The following is a 25,232-nucleotide window of genomic DNA, read 5'->3' on the forward strand; positions in this document are numbered from 1 at the left end:
ATATATAGGAGGATAAAATGAAAAAGGGAATATTAGTAGTAAGTTTTGGAACAAGTTATATGGAGACTTTAAAGCTTAATATAGAAGCTTGTGAAAATAAAATAAAAGAATCTTTTGAAGGCTATGAAATAAGAAGAGCATTTACATCAGGAATGATTATGAGAAAGCTTAAACAAAGAGATAATATACATATTGATACTGTAGAAGAAGCACTAACTAAAATGGTTAATGACGGATTTGAAGAAATCGTTGTGCAGCCTCTTCATATAATGCCAGGAGAAGAATACGATGATATAAAAAGAGATGTGCATAAATTTAGTCGTATAAATAAATTTGAAAACATAGTTTTAGGAAGACCAGTGCTTTATAGTGAGGAAGATTATAGAATTGCAGTAGAAGCATTAAAAGAGCAGCTTCCTGAATATGATGATAAAAAGGCAGTTGTTTTCATGGGACATGGATCTACACATTATGCTAATGCTTGCTATTCCATGCTTCAATACATACTTGATGATATGGGAGTTAAAAATGTATATATTGCAACAGTAGAGGGATTCCCAGAACTTAGACATGTAATGCCAAAGCTGAAGGAAAAGAAAATAGAAGAAGTAACTTTAATGCCATATATGCTTGTGGCAGGAGACCATGCGCAAAATGACATGGCAGGGGATGAAGAAGATTCATGGAAGGTTATATTAGAAAATGAAGGCTTCAAGGTTGACATATACCTTCATGGCTTAGGAGAAAATTCTGCTTACAGAGATATTTATGTGCAGCATGTAAGAGATTGTATTTAGTGCCACCCACGTGACAAGTGGCAAGTGAGAAGTAAATAATGATTAATTAGTATTTATAAAAGGGGATATTTCAAAAGAAATTTTCAATTTCTTTGAGATATCCCCTTTTAATAGAGTTTTTATGAATTTATAATGGTTTTTAGGTAAGTTCTTGTACAGGGGAAGCTTTATCAGATTCTTGGGGGGGTAAAGAACTTTCTTTTTTCTTAGAATTCAGCCGTTTTAATTCCACCCAAAGCCATATTCCAGTTATAACTGAAGACAGTAAATCAGATAGTGGAGCAGCGTATAGTACTCCATTTAGCCCAAAAGTTTTAGGTAAAATCATTACAGCTGGTATAAGAATAATCAATTGTCTCATTAAAGTAAGGAATGTAGATGCTTTTGCCTTACCAACTGCTTGGAAATAGCTAGCACCAACTACTTGAAATCCAACTACAGGTAAGCAAAAAAACCATATTTTGAGAGCATTAGTTCCAAAGAAAATTAATTCCTTATCGCTATTAAACATCTTAATTAAAGCTTCAGGGAAAATTCTTGTTATAAGCCAGCCTATTATTGTGATAGCAGTCGCAGCAGCAATAGCCCATTTTAAGGTTTCTTTTACTCTATGTGTTTTTTTAGCTCCAAAGTTATATCCGATGATTGGCTGAGCACCTTGATTTATACCAAAAATAGGCATGAGCATAAATGTTTGTATGCTATTGATTATTCCCATACCTGAAATTGCTATATCTCCACCGTATAAAATAAGACTTTTATTTAATGTAACATTTAATATACCATTACAAAACTGCCTTAAAAAGGAGGGGATACCCGTTTGTACAATTCTTTTCATAACATGAAGTTCCGGCTTCATATTATCTAACTTTAACTTAATGGAACACTTTTTTCCCGTAAAATATGAAAGAATCCATATAGTTGTTAAAAGCTGCCCGCCTACAGTTGCTAGTGCTGCTCCAGTCATTCCCCACTTGAAGCCATATATAAAGATAGGGTCGAATATAATATTAAACCCAGCCCCGAAAAACATTGTTATCATTGCAATTTTAGGGTTTCCATCAGCACGTATAAAATTATTAAGTCCCATACTTAGACACTGAAGAATTGCTCCCCAAAGTACAATCATCATATATTGTTTAGCATAAGGCATTACCTCAAGGCTAGAACCAAGTAATTTTAATATAGGCTCTAAAAATATAACACTTATAATTGTATATATAATTGAAGAACCAATTATAAGTGTTACAGCATTACCTAAATATTTTTCGGACACTTCAGGTTGTCCTTCACCTAATTTAATTGAAAACATCGTTGAGCCACCTATACCAAAAAGTGATGCAAGTGCCATTATAATTAGTGTTATAGGAAAGCTTATAGTAATAGCTGCCAGTCCTAAGGAACCTAGGTCAGAAGCATTTCCAATATACATTCTATCAATAATATTATAAAGAGAATTTACAACCATACCCACCATGGCTGGAACAGAAAAGGATACAAGTAAACTAGTTATTTTCTCTTCTCCAAGCCTATTTGTTTTCTTCACAAATTTCACCCCCATTTGAAAATAATTCTGCATAGTTTGTACTTCCTGCTTTTTCGGACATGGACTTAAGAGAATCGAGTACAATATCGATAGTATTTTCATCCATACCATTAGTAATAAGCTTAGTCCATCCTCGTAGGGCTGAATAAATAGTTTCTTTATAAGACTTTCCCTTATCAGTTGTAAATACCTTATTAGCCCTTTTATCAGCTAAGTTTTTTTGGCGTATTAGTAAACCTTTTTCTTCAAGAGATTTTAACGCTCTTGCAGTAGCAGCTTTGTCAATCAAAAGTAATGATGATAATTCTTCCTGACTAATACCTTCATTATTATATAGCTCTACCATAAAAATATATTCCGAAGAGCTTATATTTAAATCTTTTAGAGCATAGTTTATATATACATGGGATTGTCTATATAGTATAGAGACCAATTTTCCAACACTTTTCTCTTTCATATCTTCCTCCACTAATTTTCTTATTAATTAAATTATAGATAAATATAGTTGACGGGTCAACTATATTTATAAGCTAAGATTTGATAATTAACTTTTGATATAATACTTTGAAATAAGTGGGTTTAGGAAATTTAAAGATGAAGTTAAAACAAAAGGAAATTGCAAAGCAATTTCCTTAATTTTTTGGATTTTTATTGTCACTAATTTTCTTTATATCCCCTGATTTTTCATCCTTATTTTCTATGTATTTTTTTACAAGGTTCACATTTTCAGATTTAAATACAGCAACTTTCTGATCAAAGTATATCTTCATAGTAGCTATTGTAGGCGATGCTAAAAGCATTCCAATTATGCCTAAATATCCTCCACCTATAGTTAATCCAAGGATAATAAAAAAAGGTCTTACTCCAATGCTTTCTCCAATTAATTTTGGATCTAAATACCAAGCATCGAACTGTTGAAGAACAAATAGGAATAAAAACATTGTAATTGCCATCATAGGGGATACAAATAAGCCTATAAACAGTCCTATAATTTCTCCTACTAAAGGACCAAGATAAGGAACCATATTTGTTACTCCTACAATTAGAGATAATAATCCAGCGTAAGGAGCTTTCATTATTAATAGGCCGACTAAGGCAATAGTCCCAATAATTGCGGAATCTATAGCTTTAGTTCCTATATAAAGTCCTATCATTTTATTGTAAATTTTTATCCAGTTTATAAGATGGGTTCCATTTTTCTCCTTAAGCAGCATGTAAATCAAAATTTTAGTACCTCTTTTAAGTCTTTCTTTATCAAGAAGGACGTATATTGCAATCAAAAATCCCAAAACAACCTTTACTAAACTAGCAGTAGCTGAAAATATAGAGGAAACAGATCCTTCTAAAATTGTCATAAGTGTTGAGCCAAATTTTGATGATAATACAGATAAATAATCCAATAATCCTACATCTTTTATTAAATCATATAGATTTTCATTTTGTAATGCAGTATTAATCCATCTTTGTACTATTTGCATATATTTAGGCACTTCCGAAGTCATGGAAATTATACTATTTACAATATTGGGTAAAATATAAATAAATGCTAAAGTTATTAAGCTAAGCACAGTTATATAGGTTAACGTAATAGATAATCCTCTGTTGAATTCAAGTTTTTTTTCAAAAATATTCATTAATGGATTTAAGCAATATGCAATTATTAAAGCATATACAAAAGGTAATATTATAGATAAAAATCTTGTGATAAATGTAAAAAAAACACCATAATTTTTTATAATAATATATCCTACTACTACTGTTAGCACAAAGATTAATATATCCTTAAATTTTATATTTTTATTAAAAACCAATTTAAATACTCTCCTTCTTTAGTAATTACTATAGTATATTATATCATATAACATTTTCCATAATAAATTTAATATGGGGTATTATGATATTATCATTATCAATAGTATAAACCCAATTTAAAAGTGTCGCATTTTCTTTACAATTGTGCTATTATGATAATAGTAAAACATGTTAAATTAGTTGAAATGTGCTGGTTTATTTTAAATTCAAAATTTTTATAAATCATGCAGAAAACGTTTCAAATGAAGGAAAGGGGAATATACATATGGAAACAAAAGGTTACGTTCAAGTGTACACAGGAAATGGTAAAGGAAAGACTACAGCAGCCCTTGGACTTTCATTAAGAGCTGTATGTGCAGGAAAAAAAGTATTTTTCGGTCAATTTACAAAGGGAATGAAATATAGCGAATTAGAAGCAGTAAACATACTTCCTAACTTTAAAATGGAGCAGTTTGGAAGAAATGCATTTATAATGGGCAATCCTACTAAAGCTGATATTGAGGAAGCTAAAAAGGGATTTAAGAGAGCAGAAGAAGTTTTAACTTCTGGAGAGTATGATGTAGTAGTTTTTGATGAAATAAATATAGCATTATTTTATGAGTTATTTACAGTAGAAGAAGTTTTAGCTTTAATAGATAAGAAGCCTGAGAAAACTGAACTTATACTTACTGGAAGATATGCAAAAGATGAGATAATAGAAAGAGCAGATTTAGTTACTGAAATGAAACAAATAAAGCACTATTATACTCAGGGAGTACCTGCACGTAAGGGTATTGAAAGTTAAATAAAATAATAAGCGATGCTTTTACTGTGTAATTGTAAGGCATCGCTTATTTAATATATAATGCTTTTTTTATTTATATAAATATGCTAGAATTAGCTGTGTAAATTTATCATTTTCAATATTTTCATAAGAGATATTTTTTGGGAAAATGGGAATAAATATTTTAGAATGTACTAAAGAATAAACAAGTAAAAGAACAATAAATAAGGAGAGATAGTATGAATAATAGAGAAAAATTAGAAATGCTAAATAGAAATCAAAAATTGTTGAATGTATTATTTACTCTTACAACACTCGCATCCATTTTTGCAAGAAATTATGAAGGAAATTTAACTATGGTTGCAGTAGTAGTAGGATTTATGGTTGCAGCATTTGGAACTTATGTATATATAACATTTAAGACAGGGTTATTAAAAAGAGTAAAATTTAATATCGCTGCATTTTTAATATTAGTATTTTTAGTAGGAAATACTATATATGAATTATTCATACACTAAAATTTATAGGAAATATATAAGGAAACATCTTAATGAATTAAGATGTACTGATTTATAACGAAATCACAGATTTCTATAAATCATGCATGGTATGGCTAAAAGTCATACCATTTTACTTTTGGGGAAAGTTTGGTAAAATGTAAATATATTATTTTTTGAAAGGAGCCTGGGATATGGAATATATGAAGAACTATGAAAACTGGCTAACGGATGAACATATTGATGAAGAAACTAAACAAGAACTTAGAGGAATAAAAGAAAACTTAGAAGAAATAAAGGATAGATTTTATACAGATTTGGAATTTGGCACTGCAGGGCTTAGGGGGAAGATTGCAGCAGGTACAAATAGGATGAATATACATATAATAAGCAGGGCAACTCAAGGGCTTGCAAATTTTATAATAGAACAAGGCAGTCAAGCAATGAAAAGAGGAGTTGCTATCGCATATGATAGCAGACATTTTTCTGATAAATTTGCTAAAACTGCAGCTCTAGTACTAGCTGGAAATGGCATAATGGCTTATCTTTTTGAGGGATTGAGGCCAACTCCAGAGTTATCATTTACGGTTAGAAGATTAAATGCAATATCAGGCATAGTTGTAACAGCAAGCCATAATCCAAGAGAATATAATGGATATAAGGTTTACTGGGAAGATGGGTCACAAATTATTTCTGAAGTTGCAGATCCTATAACAAAGCATATAAGTAATATAAAAAGTTTTGGTGAAATAAAAAAGATTACAGAAGAAGAAGCTCTAGAAAAGGGTTTGTTGAAGATATTAGGGAAACAAATAGATGATGAATACATTGCTAATGTCAAAGCTTTGAGCCTTAGAGATGAAATAGATAAGGATATAAAAATAGTATATACTCCACTAAATGGAACTGGGAATATACCAGTTAGAAGAGTGTTAAAGGAAAGAGGATTTTCAAATATAATTGTGGTTCCTGAACAGGAAAACCCAGATCCAGACTTTACAACTGTAGGGTATCCAAATCCTGAGGATGTAAAAGCATTTAAGTATTCAGAGAAGCTAGGAAAAGAAATAGGAGCAGAGCTTTTAATAGCTACAGATCCAGATTGTGATAGACTTGCAATAATGGTGAAGGATAAAAATAATGAGTATATGGCTTTTAATGGAAATCAAACAGGAGCTATTTTAATAAGTTATATATTATCAAGTATGAAGGAAAAAAATAAGATGCCAAAGAAAGGCTGTATAATTAAGTCAGTAGTTACAGGAGATTTAGGGAAAGCTATAGCAAATAAATATAACGTAAGAACTTTTGAAACTTTAACAGGATTTAAAAATATCTGTGGCAAGGAAAGAGAGTTAGAAGAAGAAGGAATGTATAAATTTATATTTGGATATGAAGAAAGTATAGGGTATGTTACAGGAACTTTTGTAAGAGATAAGGATGGAGTAAGCTCTGCCATGCTTTTATGTGAAGCGGCAGCTTACTATAAAAGTATAGGAAAGTCTCTTATAGATGTATTAAATGAAATATATAAGGAATTTGGATACTATAGAGAAAAGCAGATATCTCTTGTATTAGAAGGAATAGAAGGTCAAGAACGTATAAGTAGAATGATGAAAGTTTATAGAAATGAATTTCCAAAGGTTATAGGAGAATCAAAACTTGCATCATATACTGATTTAGATGAAGGTAAGGATTATGATTTATTTACTGGAAAAGAAACTGAAAATATTATTGGGAAATCAAATGTACTCAAGTTTATGCTTGAAGATGGCTCATGGTATGCTGTAAGACCTTCAGGAACTGAACCTAAGATAAAAATATACATTTATACCAAATCAAATACTTTAGAAAAAGCAGAAGAAAAAATAAAGGTTATAGAAGAGATTGTAATGGGGAAACTTAACTCTGTGGAATAAAATGTGTTAATATTTCTATAGTAACAACTTAACACAGCAAAGTGAAGTTGAAACTTTTGAAATAAAAAGTTTCATAAATCAATCTATATTATATATACAAACCGTTGATAATTTGATAAAATAAAAAAGTAAAAAAATAAATATGCAATTTATGCAAAAAAAAAATTCAAAAAATGTTGTTGAATTGGGGGCATTTATAAAATGAACATGCAGAGTTATGTAAATGAAATCTTTGAAACAGTTAAAAAAAGAAATCCTGGCGAGTCAGAATTTCATCAAGCAGTAAAAGAAGTATTAGATTCGTTGGTACCAGTTTTAGAAAAACATCCTGAATATGTTGCAGAAGGCATAGTTGATAGAATTGTTGAGCCTGAAAGAATGATAATGTTTAGAGTTCCATGGGTAGATGACAATGGTAAGGTTCAAGTAAATAGGGGATTTAGAGTTCAATTCAATAGTGCTATAGGACCATATAAAGGAGGACTTAGATTACATCCTTCAGTTAATGGAAGTATTATAAAATTTTTGGGATTTGAGCAGATATTTAAGAATTCCCTTACAGGTCTCCCAATAGGAGGAGGTAAAGGGGGCTCTGACTTCGATCCTAAAGGAAAATCAGATAGAGAAGTTATGAGATTTTGCCAAAGCTTTATGTCAGAACTTTATAGACATATAGGACAATTCACTGACGTACCTGCTGGGGATATAGGAGTTGGTGGAAGAGAAATAGGATACTTATTTGGACAGTATAAAAAGTTAAAAAACAGCTATGATGCTGGAGTTCTTACTGGAAAAGGACTTAACTATGGTGGAAGTTTAACAAGAACAGAAGCTACTGGTTATGGATTGATTTATTTTGTAGAAAGAATGCTAAATGAAAAAGGAAATTCTATAAAAGATAAAACTGTAGTTGTTTCAGGTTCTGGAAATGTGGCTATATATGCAATTCAAAAAGCTCAAGAACTAGGAGCTAAAGTTGTAGCTTGCAGCGATTCAGCTGGATATATTTATGATAAAAACGGTATAGATGTTGAGATCGTAAAACGCTTAAAGGAAGTAGAAAGAAAGAGAATAAAAGAGTACTTAAGTTACCATAAAGATGCAGAATATCATGAAGGATCTACTGGTGTATGGACAATAAAATGTGATGTAGCTCTTCCATGTGCAACTCAAAATGAGATAGATGGAAGTTCCGCAAAGACACTTATAGACAATGGTGTTATAGCAGTAGCTGAAGGAGCTAATATGCCTTCTACACTTGAAGCTACAGAACTTTTCTTAAAAAATAATGTGTTATTTGGACCAGCAAAGGCTGCTAATGCAGGCGGAGTTGCAGTTTCAGCATTAGAAATGTCTCAAAATAGTATTAGACTTTCTTGGACATTTGAAGAAGTAGATGAAAAGTTAAAGCAAATAATGATAAACATATATGAAAATGCAAGTGCTGCAGCTAAGGAATATGGAAAAGAGGATAACCTAGTTGTAGGAGCAAACATAGCAGGATTTAAGAAGGTTGCAGATGCAATGGTAGCTCACGGGGTAATATAATAAATTTTTGAAAAATTATTAAAACCCCCTTGACATTATAAAAGAGAATATTTATAATTGACTCATTAATAAAAATTCACAGACTATGAAGAGAAGAGTAAGTATAAGATGTAGTTTAAGCGAGCTGGTGAAGGTGAAAGACCAGTACGAAGTTTATACCGAAGAACATCTCTGAGTTTCTAACCCAAATCTAGATTTTAGAAAGTAGGCTTAGACGGAGAACCGGACTGTTAAAACCGGAAAGTATTAATTATGATACTTTTATCAAAGTTGAGCTTGTTGTAAAGCTAACTAGGGTGGTACCGCGGAATTATAACCTTTCGTCCCTTATTTTTTAGGGATGAAAGGTTTTTTGTTTTATACAAATACATATAAAACTGGCCAGTTTTATAAAGTAAAGAGCATAAATTTAAATATTAAGAAAAGTTTTATAAAATCTAAATAATTAAATTGGAGGAAATAACTATGAGTAAATATGAAGAAAGATTAATTATACCAGAAGGATATAAATCAAATTTAAATTTAAAAGAAACAGAAATAGCTATAAAGAAAATAAAGGATTTCTTTGAGCGATCATTATCAGAAAGACTTAATTTAATAAGAGTATCTGCACCGCTATTTGTAAGAAATGATAGGGGATTAAATGATAATCTAAGTGGAGTAGAAAGACCTGTAAGCTTTACAGTAAGAGATGATAATGAAGCAGGTGCTGAAATAGTTCACTCTTTAGCTAAATGGAAAAGAATGGCTCTATATAGATATGGTTTTAAGGTTGGAGAAGGACTTTATACAGATATGAATGCTATTCGTAGAGATGAAGATTTAGATAACATTCACTCTATATATGTAGATCAATGGGATTGGGAAAAGGTTATAACTAAAGAACAGAGAAATGAAGGATTTTTAGTAGAAATTGTATCAGAAATATATAAGGCATTTACTGAAACAGAAAACTATGTTAATAGAGAGTATCCATTTATAGAAAAAATACTTCCAGAAAAAATAACCTTTATAACTTCTCAGGAGTTAGAGGATAAATTCCCAGGATTTACTCCAAAGGAAAGAGAAGATGCTATCGCAAAGGAACATGGTGCAGTATTTATAATGAAAATAGGAAAAGTACTTGAATCTGGAGAAAAGCATGATGGAAGAGCTCCAGACTATGATGATTGGGAATTAAATGGAGATATATTATTATGGAACCCAGTGCTTGGTAGAGCGTTAGAGCTTTCTTCTATGGGTATAAGAGTAGATGAAGAATCACTTTTAAAGCAGCTTAAACTTGCAGGATGTGAAGAAAGAAAGAACTTAGAATTCCATCAAATGCTTTTGAATAAGAAACTTCCATACACCATAGGCGGAGGTCTTGGTCAATCAAGAATATGTATGTTCTTTTTAAGAAAGGCTCACATAGGAGAAGTTCAATCTTCCATATGGCCAGAAGAAATGATAACTAAATGTGCTGAATATGGAATTGATATACTATAGAAATATTACGACGTTTTTAATGTTAAATCTTCCGCATTGGTTCTGCATTTAAGAAAGCGTTCACTGCGCAAAGAATCTTTAATATCTCTCAATTTAAATCACCTAAACTTTCTAAACTCGCTGTAGCTCAGACAGTAGAAAGTTCTTTACGGTGTTTTAAATTGAGAGATAAATAGCTTCTAATTGCTTGTTCAATGCTTTCTACAATGCAGAACCAATACTAAATTTACACTTATTAAAGGGCTGATAAGCCCGCAGACCGATAGGTCGTAAGATATTAAGTATTCTATTTTTTATCAGAAATCTTTTATTGTACTACCATATCTTTAACTTGTAAATTTTTTATTTATTTAGTATAAGTTCCTGTAATGTTAAGGACTGCCGTCCTAAAAGATCTTTATGTACTGATTCCTAAGATATCTTAGAAATTCAGTTAGCTGAATTTCTTCCTGCAGCAGTTCACATGAAGAACCTTTTAATGCTCTGGGAGTATAGAATTTTCATCGTAGAAGACATTGAATAAGCTTTAAAACGGCTTTATTTATAGATTTAAAATACCGTTAAGAGCCTCCTACTGTTTGAGCCTACGGCGAGTTTAGGAGGTTTAGGAATTTTAAATTTATAAATATTAGCCGTTTTTAGCGAAATGAACGTCTTCCTAGATGAAAATTTTATGAAACCCAGAGCATTAAAAACGTCGCAATATCCTCATAAGTTGCAACAATTTTAACACCTTTTATAGCTTCTTTGAATATATTAGTTGTAGTAATAATTTTTTAAGGAAGAATTATGAGGAATAGTAATATTTCGGAAGTTCCATATCAAAGACCTAATCCTACCGATGAAGAAAGGCATATCCAACTTAAATACACCCTTAATGCTGGGGGGAGACCTGAAGATTATGAAAACATACTTGAACTTTTAAGTCCACCAAAGGATATAACAACTATAGCTCCTAAAAACAGTGGTAAAAATGTTAAGGTTGCAGTTATAGGTGCTGGAGAAGCTGGTCTTGCAGCTGCATTTGAATTAAAAAAAATAGGATGTGATATTACTATTTTTGAAGCCTCTAACCGTATTGGAGGCAGAGTATATACTCATTACTTCGATTGTGAAGGGAAATATCCAGCTGAACTAGGTGCCATGAGAATTCCAGCTTCTCATGAAACTGTATGGCATTATATTAACTTGTTTAAGCTTAATACAGATGTATTTGTCACTAGGAATGTAAATGGATTATTTTATATTAGGAAGAGATGGGCTAGAAATGATGCTGAAGGCCTTAGTGTTATGGAAAATATATATCCTGCCTTTAATTTAACTCCTGAAGAAAGGAGAACTCCCTGGCAACAGCTTGTAGGAAGAATATTTAATAAATATGTATTGTCATTGCCGCCTGAAATTAGAAGAGAGATTATCGAAGTAAAACCAAAGTATTCGGAAGCCATAGAAGCAATGGATTGGCTGAACTATGAAATGGCATATGAAAGGTCAGGACTAAGTGAAGATGCTATTACTATGTTAAGTTATTTATCGACTTTTGATGTAGCATTCTTTAATGTTGGATTAGTAGAGGTAATGCAAGAAGCTTATACCGCTGATTTTTCATTTACTTATAGAATCCCTCAAGGTAATGAAAAGCTTACTGCAGCCTTTTGTGAAGCATTAATGAATAAGAGTGATAGTGCTTTTGCAGGAATTAGCTCAACTGAACTTGGAAATGTTAGCTTTCAAATGAATACTGCAGTTGATGGAATATATAAAGATCCTGATAAGGAGGGAATAATTTTAGAATGTAGAAAAACCCAAGATAATAGCATAAAATATGAAGATTTTGATTATATAGTATGTGCTATACCATTTACAAGCCTTAGAAGAATGAATATAACTCCTTTATTCAGTGTAGACAAAATGCATGCTATTGCTTCCCTAAATTACGAATCTGGACAAAAGACATACTTTTTTCTTAAAGACAGATTTTGGGAAAAAGGAAACAAAAATCAAAGAATTGTTGGGGGAAGCACTGGCAGCGATTTGCAAACAATAGCTACGTTTTACCCTTCAGATCACTCTATGCCTGTTCCGGGTAAGCTTAATACATGGGAATTAAAACCTGGGGCATCTCCCAATCAGCCTGGAGCCTTACAAGTATCCTATAATTGGGGAGAAGATGCAGAAAGAGTTGGGAATAAAAAGATAGACCTTCGTATTATGGATTTTATAAAACAAACTGAAATGATTCATTGTCTTCCTAGAGGATATATAGAAGAAAATATGATAGATTATGCCTCTATATACTGGCCTGATGTTCAATATATATGGTCTGGAAGCTGTCTTACAAAGCCTAAGGATAAAATTCTATTTTCTTATGTTGTTACTCAGCCTGAGATGAATAATAGGGTCTTCTTTGCAGGGGAACACATATCTCAAAAGCATGCATGGATTCAAGGAGCGCTTCAAACAGGAATGCTCGCGGCCAATGGAATTGCAGAGCAAATAAAGGCAAGAAAATAGCAAGAAAAAGCTCCCTGTCTTAGGGAGTTTTTTTCTTGCTAGCTGTTTGCTGCTTTATGTTGCTTAGCGATATTTTTACTTACAGGCAACACATGAGGTTTTCCTGTGATTGGATTTTTTATAAGACATACATGCATATTATAAACTTCTTCAAGATTTTTTTCCGTAAATACAGTTTCCACAGAGCCATGGGCTTTGATGTATCCATCTTTTAATAATATTAACGAATCGCTGTATTCTGCTGCTAAGTTGAGATCGTGAAGTATAGTTATAACCGTAATATCTTTACTTAAGAACTTTATAGTGTCTAGTATTTCAATTTGATGCTGTATATCTAAGTTTGATATTGGTTCATCTAAAAGAAGTATATCCGTATCTTGAGCTAGTGCTCTAGCAATTATAACTCTTTGTCTTTCTCCGCCGCTTAATTCATTTATATTTTTATCTTTAAGCTCCCAAGTATTTGTCATTTTCATACAGTCTTCAACTATTTTAAAATCTCTCTCTTGTTCATTCTGAAATCTTTTAAGGTAAGGAGCACGTCCCATCATAACTATATCTAATGCAGTGAATTCAAAATCGATATTTGTGTTTTGAGGAACGGAAGCTAAATTTTGAGCTAAATCCTTACTTGAAAGTGAATTAATATCATTATTATCTATATATACTTTTTTATTACTCACGGGAACGGCCCTAGATATGTTTTTTAAAAGCGTTGTCTTACCAGATCCATTAGGTCCTAAAATAGTATAAAATTTTCCTTTAGTAAATTCTAAATTTATATTATGAAGTATATTCTTATTTCCGTATCCATAATTTAAATCTTTTACAATAAGAGAAAAACAGTTTTCAGTAGGCATTAAGTCACCTTCTTTTTATTTTTTATTAATAAATATATAAAATAAGGAGCTCCAAATACAGAGGTTATGGCTCCCACAGGAATTTCAGCAGGTGGCACTAAAATCCTGGCTAAAGTATCAGCTATTATCATAAATATAGCGCCACCTATAGCTGAAAAGGGAAGAAGGGTTCTATGATCTGGACCTACAAGTAATCTTAGCATATGAGGAATAATAAGACCTACAAAGCCTATTATTCCACTTACAGAAACACAGGCAGCTACAATTATAGATGATATTACAAGTAATATTTTCTTAACTTTATCAACATCTACGCCAAGGCTTGAAGCTGTCTCATCACCTGTAAGCATTATATTCAAATCACGTGCATATATAATCATTAAAATACATCCAAGTATTATAAAAGGCAGTAATGACAATACCTGTTTCCAGTTGGCTGAAGCTATGCTTCCCATAGTCCAAAATACTATTTGTTCTACTTGCTCTCTATTAAATATCATTATGAGTGAAATTAAAGAAGATAATAAAAAGCTCACAGATACTCCAGCCAGCAGCAGTACATTTGTTGGAATCTTTGTACCAGTTTTAGCTATACTATACACTATTATAGTAGTAAGTATAGCGCCGAAAAAGGCAAACACAGTTACAAGGTTCATTCCTAGAAACATAACTTGAAGCCCCATAACTATTGCGATAGCGGCTCCCAATGCTGCTCCTGAGGAAATTCCAAGGACATAGGGATCTGCCATAGGATTCTTAAATATAGCTTGAAATGAAGCTCCTACCACGGATAGCCCCGCACCTATAAGTGCAGCCATAAATATCCTTGGAAGTCTTATATTTGTTATAATAAGAATCTGAGTATTTGATACATTACTTAAATCTATAAAGGCACCAATAAAAGGGATTTTAGATAAAAGTATTTTCATGGTTTGAATAAAAGTTATATTAGCGACACCTAAAGTGCTAGATAGTATTATTAGCACCAATAAAATAGCTATAGTTACTAAAAGTAATGTTCTATAGTAGATTCTTTTTTTGTCAATAGACATTAAAATCCCCCCATTAGGTAATTAAAGACTATTTAAACGCTTCAGGGTGAACAATTTTTGCCATAGCTTCAAGTCCATCAGCTAGTCTTGGTCCCTGTCTATCAAGCATGTTATTATCTATTTCAAATAAATTTCCTTTTTTAATAGCATCTAAATCTTTATAGCCTTTAGCTTCTTGAAGTCTTTTCTTGTAATCGAAATATACGGGACATATAACCATATCTGGATTTTTTTCTAATACTTTTTCTACACTATATTTCCAGTTAACAGCATCCTTAGCTATATTGTTACCACCAGCCATAGTTATCATTTTATCTATGAATGTATCTGATCCAGCAGTAAAATCTCCATATGGTCCAAAATCTATAACGTAGTAAACTGATGGAGTTTCTTTTCCTGCAACCTTGGCTTTAACATCTTCAACTTTTTTCTTCATATTGTTTATTACTTCAAAGGCTTTATCATTAGCATTTAAAACTTCACCTAATTTTTCAATAGTATTATAAGCGCCTTCGAAATCTTCCTTTCCATAAAGAACTACTACCTTTACCCCTAAAGATTCAAGTTTTTCTAGCATTTCCTTTGGAAAGTGAGTTGATCCTATAACTAAATCAGGTTTTAAGTCTACAATTTTTTCTATATTAGGTTGTTGGAGTGTACCTATGGATTGCACATCTTTTACTTCTTTAGGAAAGTCACAGAAATCTGTTCTCCCTATTAATTTATTCATTTTTCCTAGATAGTATATTGTTTCAGTAATATTTGGACCTACAGATATTATCTTTTGTGGCTCTTTATCTATAGTTATGTCTCTTCCAGATGAATCTTTAATAGTTAAAGGATATTTAGTGTTCTCTTTTTTTTCTATAGTAGCGTTTTCTTGATTATCTTTTGTGGCATTTTTATTATTTCCACAGCCAACAAAGGAAAATGCTAAAATAAGAGTTAAAATTATTGCGGATAATTTTTTGAACTTAGTGTACATTTAAAAGTTCCTCCTTAATGATATGTATAAATAAAAAGCCATTATCTTATTAAGATAATGGAGTTCTTTTACAGGACTACCATTAGCTTATCCACGTAAGCTAAATGAGCTGTGTTTACAGGCAGGTATCCTGGCTTAGATTCATTGCATATTAACGCCTTCCCCGATTGAGTGGCATAATGCTAATATACTCATCTTTACAGTGGCGGGACCGCAGAAGTATTTAACTTCTTTCCCATTTAATCCATTTGGAACCTATAAATTTTATGTATTAAATTATATTATAATATATGACTAAAAGTTATGTAAAGCCTACAATTTTGACTTTGTTTTATGTAGTATTTCCATATAAATTTAATTTTATTATAACCCGAATTGAGTTTAACATTTATAATATTATATGTCAAGATAACAGAATTAAATTCATGAATATGTTTTCATAGAAAGTTTTTTGATAATTATTAATTTAAATTGAGATGTGTACTTGCATTTATTTTTTTACGTTGATAAAATTAACATTAATTAAAAACTCGCATTTTGAAGTTCTGGTAACTTAAAATTGATGACTAGTAAAAGGAGTATATATTATGGAAGCGACAACCATTTATCCAGGCAGTATTGGAGAAATAGTTCAAGGAAGATATAATGGAATAGATGTATTATGTTCATGTCCTATAAATCTTTTCACCGAAGTAAAAGTATGGGAAAGTGAATCTCCACATGTTAAAAATAGATATAGCAAATCCTCTAAGTTTTTAAATAATATACTTGTAGAATGGGGAGAGGAGCAATATATACATACTCTAGATATTCTTATTAAATCCTCTATAACAAGAGGAAAAGGATTTGCTAGCAGTACAGCAGATTTATGCGCACTTTATCACTCCCTAATTAAATTATTTAAAAAGCCTTTTAATCAGGAAGAGCTTGTTAGAAATTGTATAGCCATAGAGCCTACAGATAGCATAATATTTAAAGAACTTTGTATATTTGACTATAAAAATGGAATGTATACTGAGGAGCTAGGAAAATATTTGGAGTTTGATATATTGGTATTTGAGGGAAATAAAACAATAAATACTATTGAGTTTAACAATAAAAAATTGCCTTCTCTTAGCAATATAGATGATTTGATTCCAATTTTAAAGGATGGAATTAAGTCTCGCGATATAAAAAAAATTGCTCATTGTTCTACTCAAAGCATTATAAGAAATGAAAAAAGACTGTCCTATGAGATACTTCCTACTATACTTAATATATGTGACGAATTAAATGGATATGGAATAATTGGAGCTCATAGTGGAGATGCTCTAGGAATAATATATGAAAAGGACGTAAATTTAAGTATTTTATCAAAATATAAGGATAAGCTTAAAAATTATAAAACATATTCACTTAAAACTATTAAATTATAAAGCTATTTAAATACATATAAAATTACTTGGTGTAAAAGATTACATATGGAAGCAAGAAGAATGTAGAAAAAAGAAGAAAAGGGCAGTAAGTTTCATATAAGTAAAGGTAAATTTGTCTTAACAAAAGTTTTATATTTGCTTAATGAGTGCTTTTTCTATAAAATAGTATAAATTTAGACGGTATAAACTTTATACAAATATACAAAAGTTTCGCGGTAATAAATACCACAAAACAGGAATATGCCTTTCGTACCTTGTTTGGATGAGAGGTTTTTTTATTTCAAAACAGGGGGGCTTTTTATGAATATTAATAAAAATACTAAAAACATAATTATCACAGGTTTTGCACTGTTTTCTATGTTTTTTGGAGCGGGTAATTTAATATTTCCACCAACACTTGGATTTATATCAGGAGACAAGTGGATATTTACTATGATAGGTTTTTTACTTACTTGTATAAGTTTGCCGCTATTAGGAATAATAGCAGTGGCTTTATGTGGGGGAAGTACAGAAAAATTTACAAATAAAGTAGGAAATAAATTTGGCAAGTTTCTTTGCTCAATAATAATGCTGTCTATTGGACCATTATTTTGTATTCCAAGAACAGGAGCATCCACTTTTGAATTAGGAGTTCAACCTATGTTTCCAAATGCAAATCCTATAGTAGTATCCATAGTTTTCTTTGCAATAACACTTATTTTAACATTAAATGAAAGTAATGTAGTGGACAGAGTAGGATCGATACTAACACCAGTTTTACTTATATCACTTTTAATTATAATAGTAAAAGGTATTTTCTTTCCGATGGGTGAAGCATTGAGTAATGATATAGTAATGCCTTTTTCAAGAGGATTTACTGAAGGATATCAAACTATGGATGCGCTAGGATCTATAATAATGGCCCAAATGGTAGTAGGAGATTTAATAGTTAAAGGGTATAAAAATAAAAAAGAGCAAGTTTCTATAACAATAAAATCAGGTATAGTTTCAGCAGTATGTTTAGCCATTGTATATGGTGGGCTTTTATATATTGGAGCTACTGCAAGTGGGATATTTGATAAGGATATTTCAAGAACAGCTCTTCTTATAGGAGTAACATCTAACATACTTGGACCGTCAAGTAAAATAATTTTTGGAGCAGCAATTTCAATAGCATGTTTAACTACTGCAATAGGACTTACTGCAACAGCTGGAAATTATTTCAGTAATCTTACTAACGGCAAATTAAACTATAAATTAGTAGTTACTTTAATATGCATATTTAGCGCATTTATTTCAAACTATGGAGTGGAAACTATAATTAATTTTGCTGTACCAGTGCTAGTTACTGCATATCCTGTAGTAATAGTTTTAATAATTATGAACTTATTTAATAATTACATTGAAGATACATACATTTATAAAGGTGCAGTTTATACAACTTTAATTATAAGTCTTGTAAATTCCCTTAATACTTTAAATATAAATATACCTTACGTTACTGATTACATAAATAAATTGCCAATGTCTACTCAAGGATTTGGATGGATAATACCATGTGCGTTAGGTGCTATACTAGGAAGTTTATATGGTAGAAGTAAAAAGGCACCATCCTTGTTAAAGGAAATCGGTCAAGAATCCTGATTTTAAACTTAATTAATATTATAACGAAATTTTAAAGGGATTTGGATTTTTGTCAAGTGGTCAAGTCATCACCCTCTCAAGGTGGAGTCGTGGACTCAATTCCTCTAGGAGCTGCAATTAAAAACCCACGGAATATTCCGTGGGTTTTTAATTTTAATAATGTTTAAGGAAATTATTACATTCCTCTTGCATATTATGTATTAATAAGTAATGGGAGGAATGCTTTTTGAAAAAAACCTATGTGTTGGACACCAATGTAATATTGTATTCTCCTGGAGCAATATTTTCCTTTGGCGAGAATGATGTAGTTATACCAGAAGTGGTTCTTGAAGAGTTAGATGCATTTAAAAAAGATAAAAATGACTTAGGTGCAAATGCTCGTCATGCTTCGAGAATTTTAGATAAACTTAGAATAGAGGGGAATTTAAATAAGGGAGTAGTACTTCCCGGAGGAGGAAACCTTAGGGTGGAAATGAATCACCAGGATGCTATAATTCCTCCAACCTGGGATAAAACTAAGCCAGATAATAGAATATTACAGGTGTGTAAGGGATTACAGGAAGCTGGAGAAGATGTATGTTTAATTACAAAAGATATATTTGAAAGAATAAAGGCAGACTCTGCCAATATAGATGTAGAAGATTTTCACGAAAAGGTAGTTCCAGAAAATGACAACCAATACACTGGAAGAATAGAGTTATATGCATCTTCATTAAAAATAGATGATTTTTATGCAAAAAAAATCCTAGATATAAAGGATGTTTTTTATTATAGAAAGGAAACAAATGAGTATGTTGAACCTTGTCTTTATAATAATCAGTTTATACTGATACATTCACTAGAAAATCCAAGACAATCTGCGGTAGGAAGATATAATGGAAAATCTATAGTTCCGTTATATTATAAAGATAAAACACCTCTTGGAATAGTACCAAGAAATTTAGGTCAAAGATTTATGTTAGAAGCACTATACACTGATGCAGATAAGGCTCCACTGGTTATAGTGAAGGGACCTGCAGGTACAGCAAAGACACTATTTTCCTTAGCTGTAGGACTTGATAAGGTAATCGAGGAACAAACAAAGCAATACAGGAGAGTACTAGTTTGTAGGCCTAATGTTACCATGGATGAAGAAATTGGATTCTTACCAGGAACAGAACAAGAAAAAATATCACCTTTCATGAGACCTATATTTGACAATTTAGAGATATTAGTGGATTCAAATGAAAAAGAAAGATATAAAAATGAAAGTGAGCTTACTGATAAAATAAGAGAGCTATTTGATAGAAGAATAATTACAACAGAAGCTGTCGCATATTTAAGAGGTAGATCTATAGTTAAGAATTGGATGATCATTGATGAGGCGCAAAACCTAACCCCTAAACAGGTGAAATCTATTATAACTCGTGTTGGAGAAGGCACCAAGCTTATATTAATAGGAGATCCTGAACAAATAGACCAACCATTCTTAGACTCAAGATCTAATGGATTATGCTATGCTTCAGAAAATATGAAAGGAAGCGAGCTTTGCTATCAAGTTACTTTAAAGCATGATGAATGTGAAAGGTCACCACTCGCATATGAGGCGGCTAAGAGGCTTTAGTTATAACTAACATCCTATTTAGGTTGTTTAAAAAGGCTGTAAATTGCAGCCTTTTTAAAATTACATAATTTAAATATCGTATTTAAGTAGCTTGAAAACTACTTTTACCATTAAATAATAAATAAATGCATTAATTTCTATTTAAAAATATCAAAATTTATTGTACAATAAAAAATGTATGTATTTATTAAGAAAGGAACGATAAGCGTATGGGAAAAAAGAAAAAGGTGAGGAAGAAAAAAAAGCTTTCATTTAGGATATTTTTCTTGTTCCTACTTTTTGAATTTGCATTTTCAGCAGCAACAGGACCTTTTATAGTGTTTTACGGACCGTTTAATAATGTAAAAAAGACTATAGTAGGGGCAGCTATGAGCACTCTAACTCATCAATATATAGCTACCACTTTTCTATCAGATCAAAAGATTAAGGATATTTTAAAAGATGATGTAATAGAAGAAATAAATCAAAATGAAGATGTACAAGACTTAGAATTTGAAAATAACCATGACTCAAATATAGACAGATATGATATAGAAGGTAAGAAATTTAATGGATCCATGCTTGTTATTCATGATCCTACTAGGGTAAAGGTTGGATATAGCAGCAAAATTGGTAAGTCAGGAGAACTAACAAGTCAGATAGCAAAGGCTAACAATGCAGTTGCAGCTATAAATGGCGGGGGATTTGTGGATCAAAGTAATGATGGAAATTGGACAGGAACTGGTGGACAGCCTGTAGGACTTTTAATGAGCAATGGAAAAATGATTCATAATGATATTAGTAATCGTGACGCCAAAAATGACACAGTAGCTATTACTTCTAAGGGAGTACTATTAGTTGGAAAATATACTTTAAATGAATTAGAACAATTAAAGGTAACAGAGGCAATGACCTTTGGACCAGCACTAGTAGTAAATGGACAACCTACTATTAAAAATGGTGATGGAGGATGGGGAATTGCTCCGAGAACAGCAATTGGACAAAGAAAAGATGGAGCAATACTGCTCTTAGTAATTGATGGAAGGCAAGTTTCTAGTATAGGAGCTACTTTAAGAGATGTACAAGATATTATGTTAGAATATGGAGCTTATAATGCTACTAATTTAGATGGAGGTTCTTCTTCTACTATGTATTATGATGAAGAAGTAATAAATAATCCTTGTGATCCATTAGGAGAAAGATCAGTTCCTTCTATCATATATGTTACACCTTAGAAAGGAAGATTTTATGAGCGCTTTAAAGAGAATAATAGGGTGGATAATGATTTCACTCATAGTTCAATTCGCAGGATTGTTTTATATAGATAATATTTATTTATCTAACAATGCACCTGTAAAGGTAAAAAAAATAGAGGATAAATCAAATAATAAGAAGAAGGATGCAGAGGTAGCTATACCGGAAAATGCTGAAAATATTAATATGTCTTTTGATGGTAAGTACGCGGCTTACTATGAGGAAGATATTTTAAAAGTTGTAAGTACTAAAACAGGTGAAAAAAAAGATATATATTTTGAAGAAGGAGTTAAGGTATCGTATTATAAGTGGCTTTCGGATAGAAACAGAATGCTTATAGCAGAAAAGCATTCTACTCAAAATGGAATGGCACTTAGACTTTCATATTATGATATAGACAAAGATACTAAAGAAGAGGTGAAAGATCTTACCTGGGCGGATACACAGTCAGAGGTAGAATCCATTGAAGCATCTACTCTTACTAATGTTATACACATTAAAGTATCAAGAGGAAGCGGAAGAAGCAGTCTTTATTGGATAAATATAATGAAGAATATGAAGCAACTATATACTAATGATTACTTCATAGGGGAAATACGTACATTAAATCACGAAGATAAGCTTTTATATGAGGGAAAAACATATAATAGAATATATGCTACAAATGTAAATAATTCCATTAAAGTTGATGGAGTACAGGTACCGAAGCTTTTAGGAGTGGATGAAGAAGATAATATATATATAGGCTCAGAGGAAAATGGAAATATAGTTAAAGTGTACTATGGAAACATAGAAAAACCTACATCTGAATGGAAAACTGTTGAGCTTACTGAACCGATTGACAAAGATGATATATATATATCTAAAAAAGGACAAATATTTTTAAATGACAATTTGAAGGGTATAATAAAAGAAGCATCTACAGGAAAACAAACGGCGTATAAAGGTACATTCCTTCAAATATATGATGATGGGGTTGCATCTATTAGTGAAGGAAAGCTTCAAAAAACTGAGTTGAAATAAAATTTTTTGTAGTCATTAATGGACATTAATTATCTAATAAATAAATTCCGGATCTTTCCGGAATTTATTTATTTATTCAGATAGGTTTCTTTATGATATAATATAAAATTAAGACAATAAATATATAAATTGAAATATGGTAATTTATAAGGAGAACATAGATTTTTATAAATTATAAAGGAAAGGATGACGACTTTGGGCATAGATTTAATGAGTAAAATATTAATGATACCAGCTATACTTATAGCATTTACATTTCATGAATACGCTCATGCATATGTAGCAGATAAATTGGGGGACAAAACCCCTAAGTTTCAAGGAAGACTTACTTTAAATCCAATAGCGCATATAGATCCTATAGGATTTATAGCCATACTTATAGCAGGTATTGGGTGGGCAAAACCTGTAGAAGTGAACCCAAGGGCTTTTAAGAATTATTATAAGGATGATTTAAAAGTTTCTATAGCAGGACCTTTAGCAAATATTTTAGCAGCAGTTATATCAGCAGCTGCAATGTTTTTAATTTACAAGATTGGGGATGTATTTCCCATAAGCAGTAGGAATGTGTTATATATATTGATTAGAATATTTAATACATCTGTATATATAAATTGTATATTGGCAATATTTAATTTAATACCAATACCAGGACTAGATGGTTTTCATGTTATAAGGGATATTTGGCCATCAGTATTTTATAAATATTCAGATGTATTATATAGATATCAGTTTGTAATATTCTTATTATTTATAATGACTCCTATCTCAAGAATATTGGTTTCAGGGCCAGCAGGTATGATATATGGGCTTATAATGACTATGTTTAATTTGTAGAATATAAATGTATTATGATTTATAGTTTGGAGGTAACAGTATGAGACTTAGAAAAAAGTGGTGGGCACGTCCAGAAATGGAAGCATCACCTTTAGTAATAACAAATCCACGTGAGTATAAGGGAAAGTGGAAAGAAGAATTTAAAAATGATAATCCTGTGCATTTGGAATTAGGCTGCGGTAGGGGAGGATTTATTGCTCAAAAGGCAGTACAAAACCCAGATATAAATTATGTTGCTGTAGATTTAAAGGATGAAGTGCTTATATATGTTTTAAAGAGAATTGAAGAACTAGAGATTACAAACGTAAGAATAGTTCCCCTAAATATAATGTTTATAAGTGAAGTATTTGATAAGGATGAAATTGAAAAGATATATATAAACTTTTGTAATCCATGGCCTAAGGAAAGACATAATAAAAGAAGACTTACTCATAATAGGTTTTTGGCGGAATATAAAAACTTCCTTAAAGCAGGAAGTGAAATTTGGTTTAAAACTGATGACACAGATTTATTTAATGCTTCACAGGAGTACTTTAAAGAAAGTGGATTTTCAATTAATTATTTAACTTATGATTTACATGAATCTGACTTTGATAAAAATATAATGACTGAATATGAAAAGAAATTCACTCAGCTTGGCATGAAGACTATGTTTTTAATTGGAAGGCTATAGATTTGTATAAAAAATTTATAAAATGATAACCCCAGAGCTTTTGCTCTGGGGTTTATCTTTATGTTGTATATAGTAAAAGTTCCTTAAATAAAGCACTAACAACGTTAGACCAATTTTGGCTTTGAGCATATTTTTTATTTACCCAATAAAAAGCATCTGTGTTTGCTGGCTTGTTTTTACATAAATTCAAAACTGTTCTAGCAGCAATTCTTGAAGTATCTTTTATGTTTGTATTATAATGCTGCCAACTATAAAATACATTATATGGGTTGTTAGCTATTGTATATGCCTGCTTATTAGTTTTAGGTACAAAGGATTGCTCTACACCTGTTATAGCGAACAGTATCAACGGGTTTAAATTAAACTCTTCTGCAGTAGATAATATAGTAGAGAAATAAGGTTCCTCTGCAAGTAATGAGTTTCTACCTACTAAGTATTTACGTAATCTAGCTGTGTTTACATCATGATAAGCAAAGTACGTAGGAATTCCTGAAGCTTGATTTTGAGCATTGAGATATGAGCTTACTGATTGATTTCCCCTTGATAGTTGTTTTGATGAAGTTCTTTTTACATCATCTTTTGATGGGGTCACTACATAATTATAACTATCAGAAACTCTTTTGTAGGCACCTAATGATAGCCATGTCACATTTTCATTTTTAATATTTAATGATAATTTACTTTTAATAAAAAGTTCATTTAAATTTTCTAAGTTGAAGCCTGATGCAAAGAAAATAGATACAATAAGCGCTGAAATAATATAAGTCTTTAAAATGCTCTTAATGTACTTACTCGGTTTACATTTCATATAATCACCTATACCTTATAATAATTTATTTGTATGATTTAAGGAAATTTATAAATTTAATAATTTACAAAAGTCTTTGATTTTGCTACAAATCATTTACCTCAATTTCTTTGGAGCATTTCCTTAAAAATCAATACGGACTAATTTACTTTAGATGGATACAAGTGAAATTATACCCACTTTTTATTTTTATAAACATAAAACATAAAAAAATTAATAAACTTTGAAATCAGTAGCTT

At 31.1% G+C, this 25,232-nt stretch carries 21 protein-coding genes, 1 riboswitch and 1 other annotated feature; of the genes, 14 read left to right on the forward strand and 7 right to left on the reverse strand.

All coding sequences use genetic code 11. From position 1 onward, the window contains the following. Positions 1-17 precede the first annotated feature (17 nt). Positions 18-797 (forward strand): sirohydrochlorin cobaltochelatase, encoded by a 780-nt coding sequence (locus BSD9I1_RS04055; RefSeq protein ID WP_186429245.1) that lies wholly within the window; start codon positions 18-20, stop codon positions 795-797. 139 nt (positions 798-936) lie between these two features. On the opposite strand, the gene BSD9I1_RS04060 is transcribed toward BSD9I1_RS04055, so the two are convergent. From BSD9I1_RS04060 to BSD9I1_RS04070, 3 genes are all read right to left on the reverse strand, one after another. Next, a complete protein-coding gene (locus BSD9I1_RS04060) occupies positions 937-2,343 on the reverse strand; it encodes an MATE family efflux transporter (protein WP_207653877.1) in 1,407 nt (468 codons plus the stop codon). Then, positions 2,327-2,800, reverse strand: a complete 474-nt coding sequence (locus BSD9I1_RS04065) for a MarR family winged helix-turn-helix transcriptional regulator (protein ID WP_035309871.1) — start codon at positions 2,798-2,800, stop codon at positions 2,327-2,329. The genes BSD9I1_RS04060 and BSD9I1_RS04065 overlap by 17 nt, the downstream gene beginning before the upstream one ends. A gap of 175 nt (positions 2,801-2,975) precedes the next feature. Continuing rightward, a complete protein-coding gene (locus BSD9I1_RS04070) occupies positions 2,976-4,154 on the reverse strand; it encodes an AI-2E family transporter (RefSeq protein ID WP_186429246.1) in 1,179 nt (392 codons plus the stop codon). A 218-nt stretch (positions 4,155-4,372) separates the two neighbouring features. Between BSD9I1_RS04070 and cobO the strand changes: the two genes are divergently transcribed. The 6 genes from cobO (at position 4,373) to BSD9I1_RS04100 (ending at position 12,884) form a co-directional block, all read left to right on the forward strand. After that, positions 4,373-4,939 carry a cob(I)yrinic acid a,c-diamide adenosyltransferase gene (gene cobO, locus BSD9I1_RS04075; RefSeq protein ID WP_278281153.1) on the forward strand — a complete coding sequence of 189 codons (567 nt, stop codon included), beginning with the start codon at positions 4,373-4,375 and terminating at the stop codon, positions 4,937-4,939. A 218-nt stretch (positions 4,940-5,157) separates the two neighbouring features. After that, positions 5,158-5,436, forward strand: a complete 279-nt coding sequence (locus BSD9I1_RS04080; RefSeq protein WP_186429247.1) for a hypothetical protein — start codon at positions 5,158-5,160, stop codon at positions 5,434-5,436. A gap of 173 nt (positions 5,437-5,609) precedes the next feature. Beyond that, on the forward strand, positions 5,610-7,334 hold the full coding sequence (locus tag BSD9I1_RS04085; protein ID WP_186429248.1) for a phospho-sugar mutase: 1,725 nt from the start codon (positions 5,610-5,612) through the stop codon (positions 7,332-7,334). A gap of 201 nt (positions 7,335-7,535) precedes the next feature. Continuing rightward, positions 7,536-8,882, forward strand: coding sequence for an NADP-specific glutamate dehydrogenase (gene gdhA, locus BSD9I1_RS04090; protein WP_186429249.1), 1,347 nt, complete (start codon positions 7,536-7,538; stop codon positions 8,880-8,882). 76 nt (positions 8,883-8,958) lie between these two features. Next, positions 8,959-9,213: a binding site (T-box leader), on the forward strand. 134 nt (positions 9,214-9,347) lie between these two features. Beyond that, positions 9,348-10,370: an aspartate--ammonia ligase gene (gene asnA, locus BSD9I1_RS04095; protein ID WP_035309878.1), complete on the forward strand. Its 1,023-nt coding sequence runs from the start codon at positions 9,348-9,350 to the stop codon at positions 10,368-10,370. Between the two features lie 789 nt (positions 10,371-11,159). Next, positions 11,160-12,884, forward strand: coding sequence for an NAD(P)/FAD-dependent oxidoreductase (locus BSD9I1_RS04100; protein ID WP_186429250.1), 1,725 nt, complete (start codon positions 11,160-11,162; stop codon positions 12,882-12,884). A gap of 38 nt (positions 12,885-12,922) precedes the next feature. Here BSD9I1_RS04100 and BSD9I1_RS04105 read toward each other — a convergent pair whose 3' ends face one another. Genes BSD9I1_RS04105 through BSD9I1_RS04115 form a run of 3 tightly spaced genes read right to left on the reverse strand, consistent with a single transcriptional unit; the run spans position 12,923 to position 15,781 of the window. Next, the gene (locus BSD9I1_RS04105; protein WP_186429251.1) at positions 12,923-13,744 is read right to left on the reverse strand and encodes an ABC transporter ATP-binding protein; all 822 of its coding nucleotides are present in this window, start codon (positions 13,742-13,744) and stop codon (positions 12,923-12,925) included. Then, positions 13,744-14,796, reverse strand: a complete 1,053-nt coding sequence (locus BSD9I1_RS04110) for an iron ABC transporter permease (protein ID WP_186429252.1) — start codon at positions 14,794-14,796, stop codon at positions 13,744-13,746. The genes BSD9I1_RS04105 and BSD9I1_RS04110 overlap by 1 nt, the downstream gene beginning before the upstream one ends. A gap of 28 nt (positions 14,797-14,824) precedes the next feature. After that, positions 14,825-15,781, reverse strand: coding sequence for an ABC transporter substrate-binding protein (locus tag BSD9I1_RS04115; RefSeq protein WP_186429253.1), 957 nt, complete (start codon positions 15,779-15,781; stop codon positions 14,825-14,827). Positions 15,782-15,883: 102 nt separating this feature from the next. Beyond that, positions 15,884-16,055: riboswitch (cobalamin riboswitch) on the reverse strand. A gap of 313 nt (positions 16,056-16,368) precedes the next feature. On the opposite strand from BSD9I1_RS04115, the gene BSD9I1_RS04120 reads away from it, so the two are divergent. The 7 genes from BSD9I1_RS04120 (at position 16,369) to trmB (ending at position 24,185) form a co-directional block, all read left to right on the forward strand. Continuing rightward, complete coding sequence (locus BSD9I1_RS04120; RefSeq protein WP_186429254.1) at positions 16,369-17,196, forward strand: kinase; 828 nt, start codon at positions 16,369-16,371, stop codon at positions 17,194-17,196. A gap of 300 nt (positions 17,197-17,496) precedes the next feature. Continuing rightward, positions 17,497-18,819, forward strand: coding sequence for a branched-chain amino acid transport system II carrier protein (gene brnQ / locus BSD9I1_RS04125; RefSeq protein ID WP_242966404.1), 1,323 nt, complete (start codon positions 17,497-17,499; stop codon positions 18,817-18,819). A gap of 226 nt (positions 18,820-19,045) precedes the next feature. Then, entirely contained in the window at positions 19,046-20,422 is a 1,377-nt protein-coding gene (locus BSD9I1_RS04130; protein WP_035309887.1) for a PhoH family protein, read from the forward strand. Positions 20,423-20,631: 209 nt separating this feature from the next. Beyond that, complete coding sequence (locus tag BSD9I1_RS04135) at positions 20,632-21,636, forward strand: phosphodiester glycosidase family protein (protein ID WP_186429255.1); 1,005 nt, start codon at positions 20,632-20,634, stop codon at positions 21,634-21,636. Positions 21,637-21,649: 13 nt separating this feature from the next. Beyond that, the gene (locus BSD9I1_RS04140; protein ID WP_186429256.1) at positions 21,650-22,678 is read left to right on the forward strand and encodes a hypothetical protein; all 1,029 of its coding nucleotides are present in this window, start codon (positions 21,650-21,652) and stop codon (positions 22,676-22,678) included. A 186-nt stretch (positions 22,679-22,864) separates the two neighbouring features. Beyond that, positions 22,865-23,512 (forward strand): site-2 protease family protein, encoded by a 648-nt coding sequence (locus tag BSD9I1_RS04145; protein ID WP_186429257.1) that lies wholly within the window; start codon positions 22,865-22,867, stop codon positions 23,510-23,512. 40 nt (positions 23,513-23,552) lie between these two features. Next, on the forward strand, positions 23,553-24,185 hold the full coding sequence (gene trmB / locus BSD9I1_RS04150; protein WP_186429258.1) for a tRNA (guanosine(46)-N7)-methyltransferase TrmB: 633 nt from the start codon (positions 23,553-23,555) through the stop codon (positions 24,183-24,185). Between the two features lie 58 nt (positions 24,186-24,243). Here trmB and BSD9I1_RS19080 read toward each other — a convergent pair whose 3' ends face one another. Continuing rightward, positions 24,244-24,993, reverse strand: a complete 750-nt coding sequence (locus BSD9I1_RS19080) for a hypothetical protein (RefSeq protein ID WP_186429259.1) — start codon at positions 24,991-24,993, stop codon at positions 24,244-24,246. Positions 24,994-25,232 lie beyond the last annotated feature (239 nt).

Source organism: Clostridium sp. BSD9I1, assembly GCF_900185645.1.
Classification (GTDB): Bacteria; Bacillota; Clostridia; order Clostridiales; family Clostridiaceae; genus Clostridium_AK.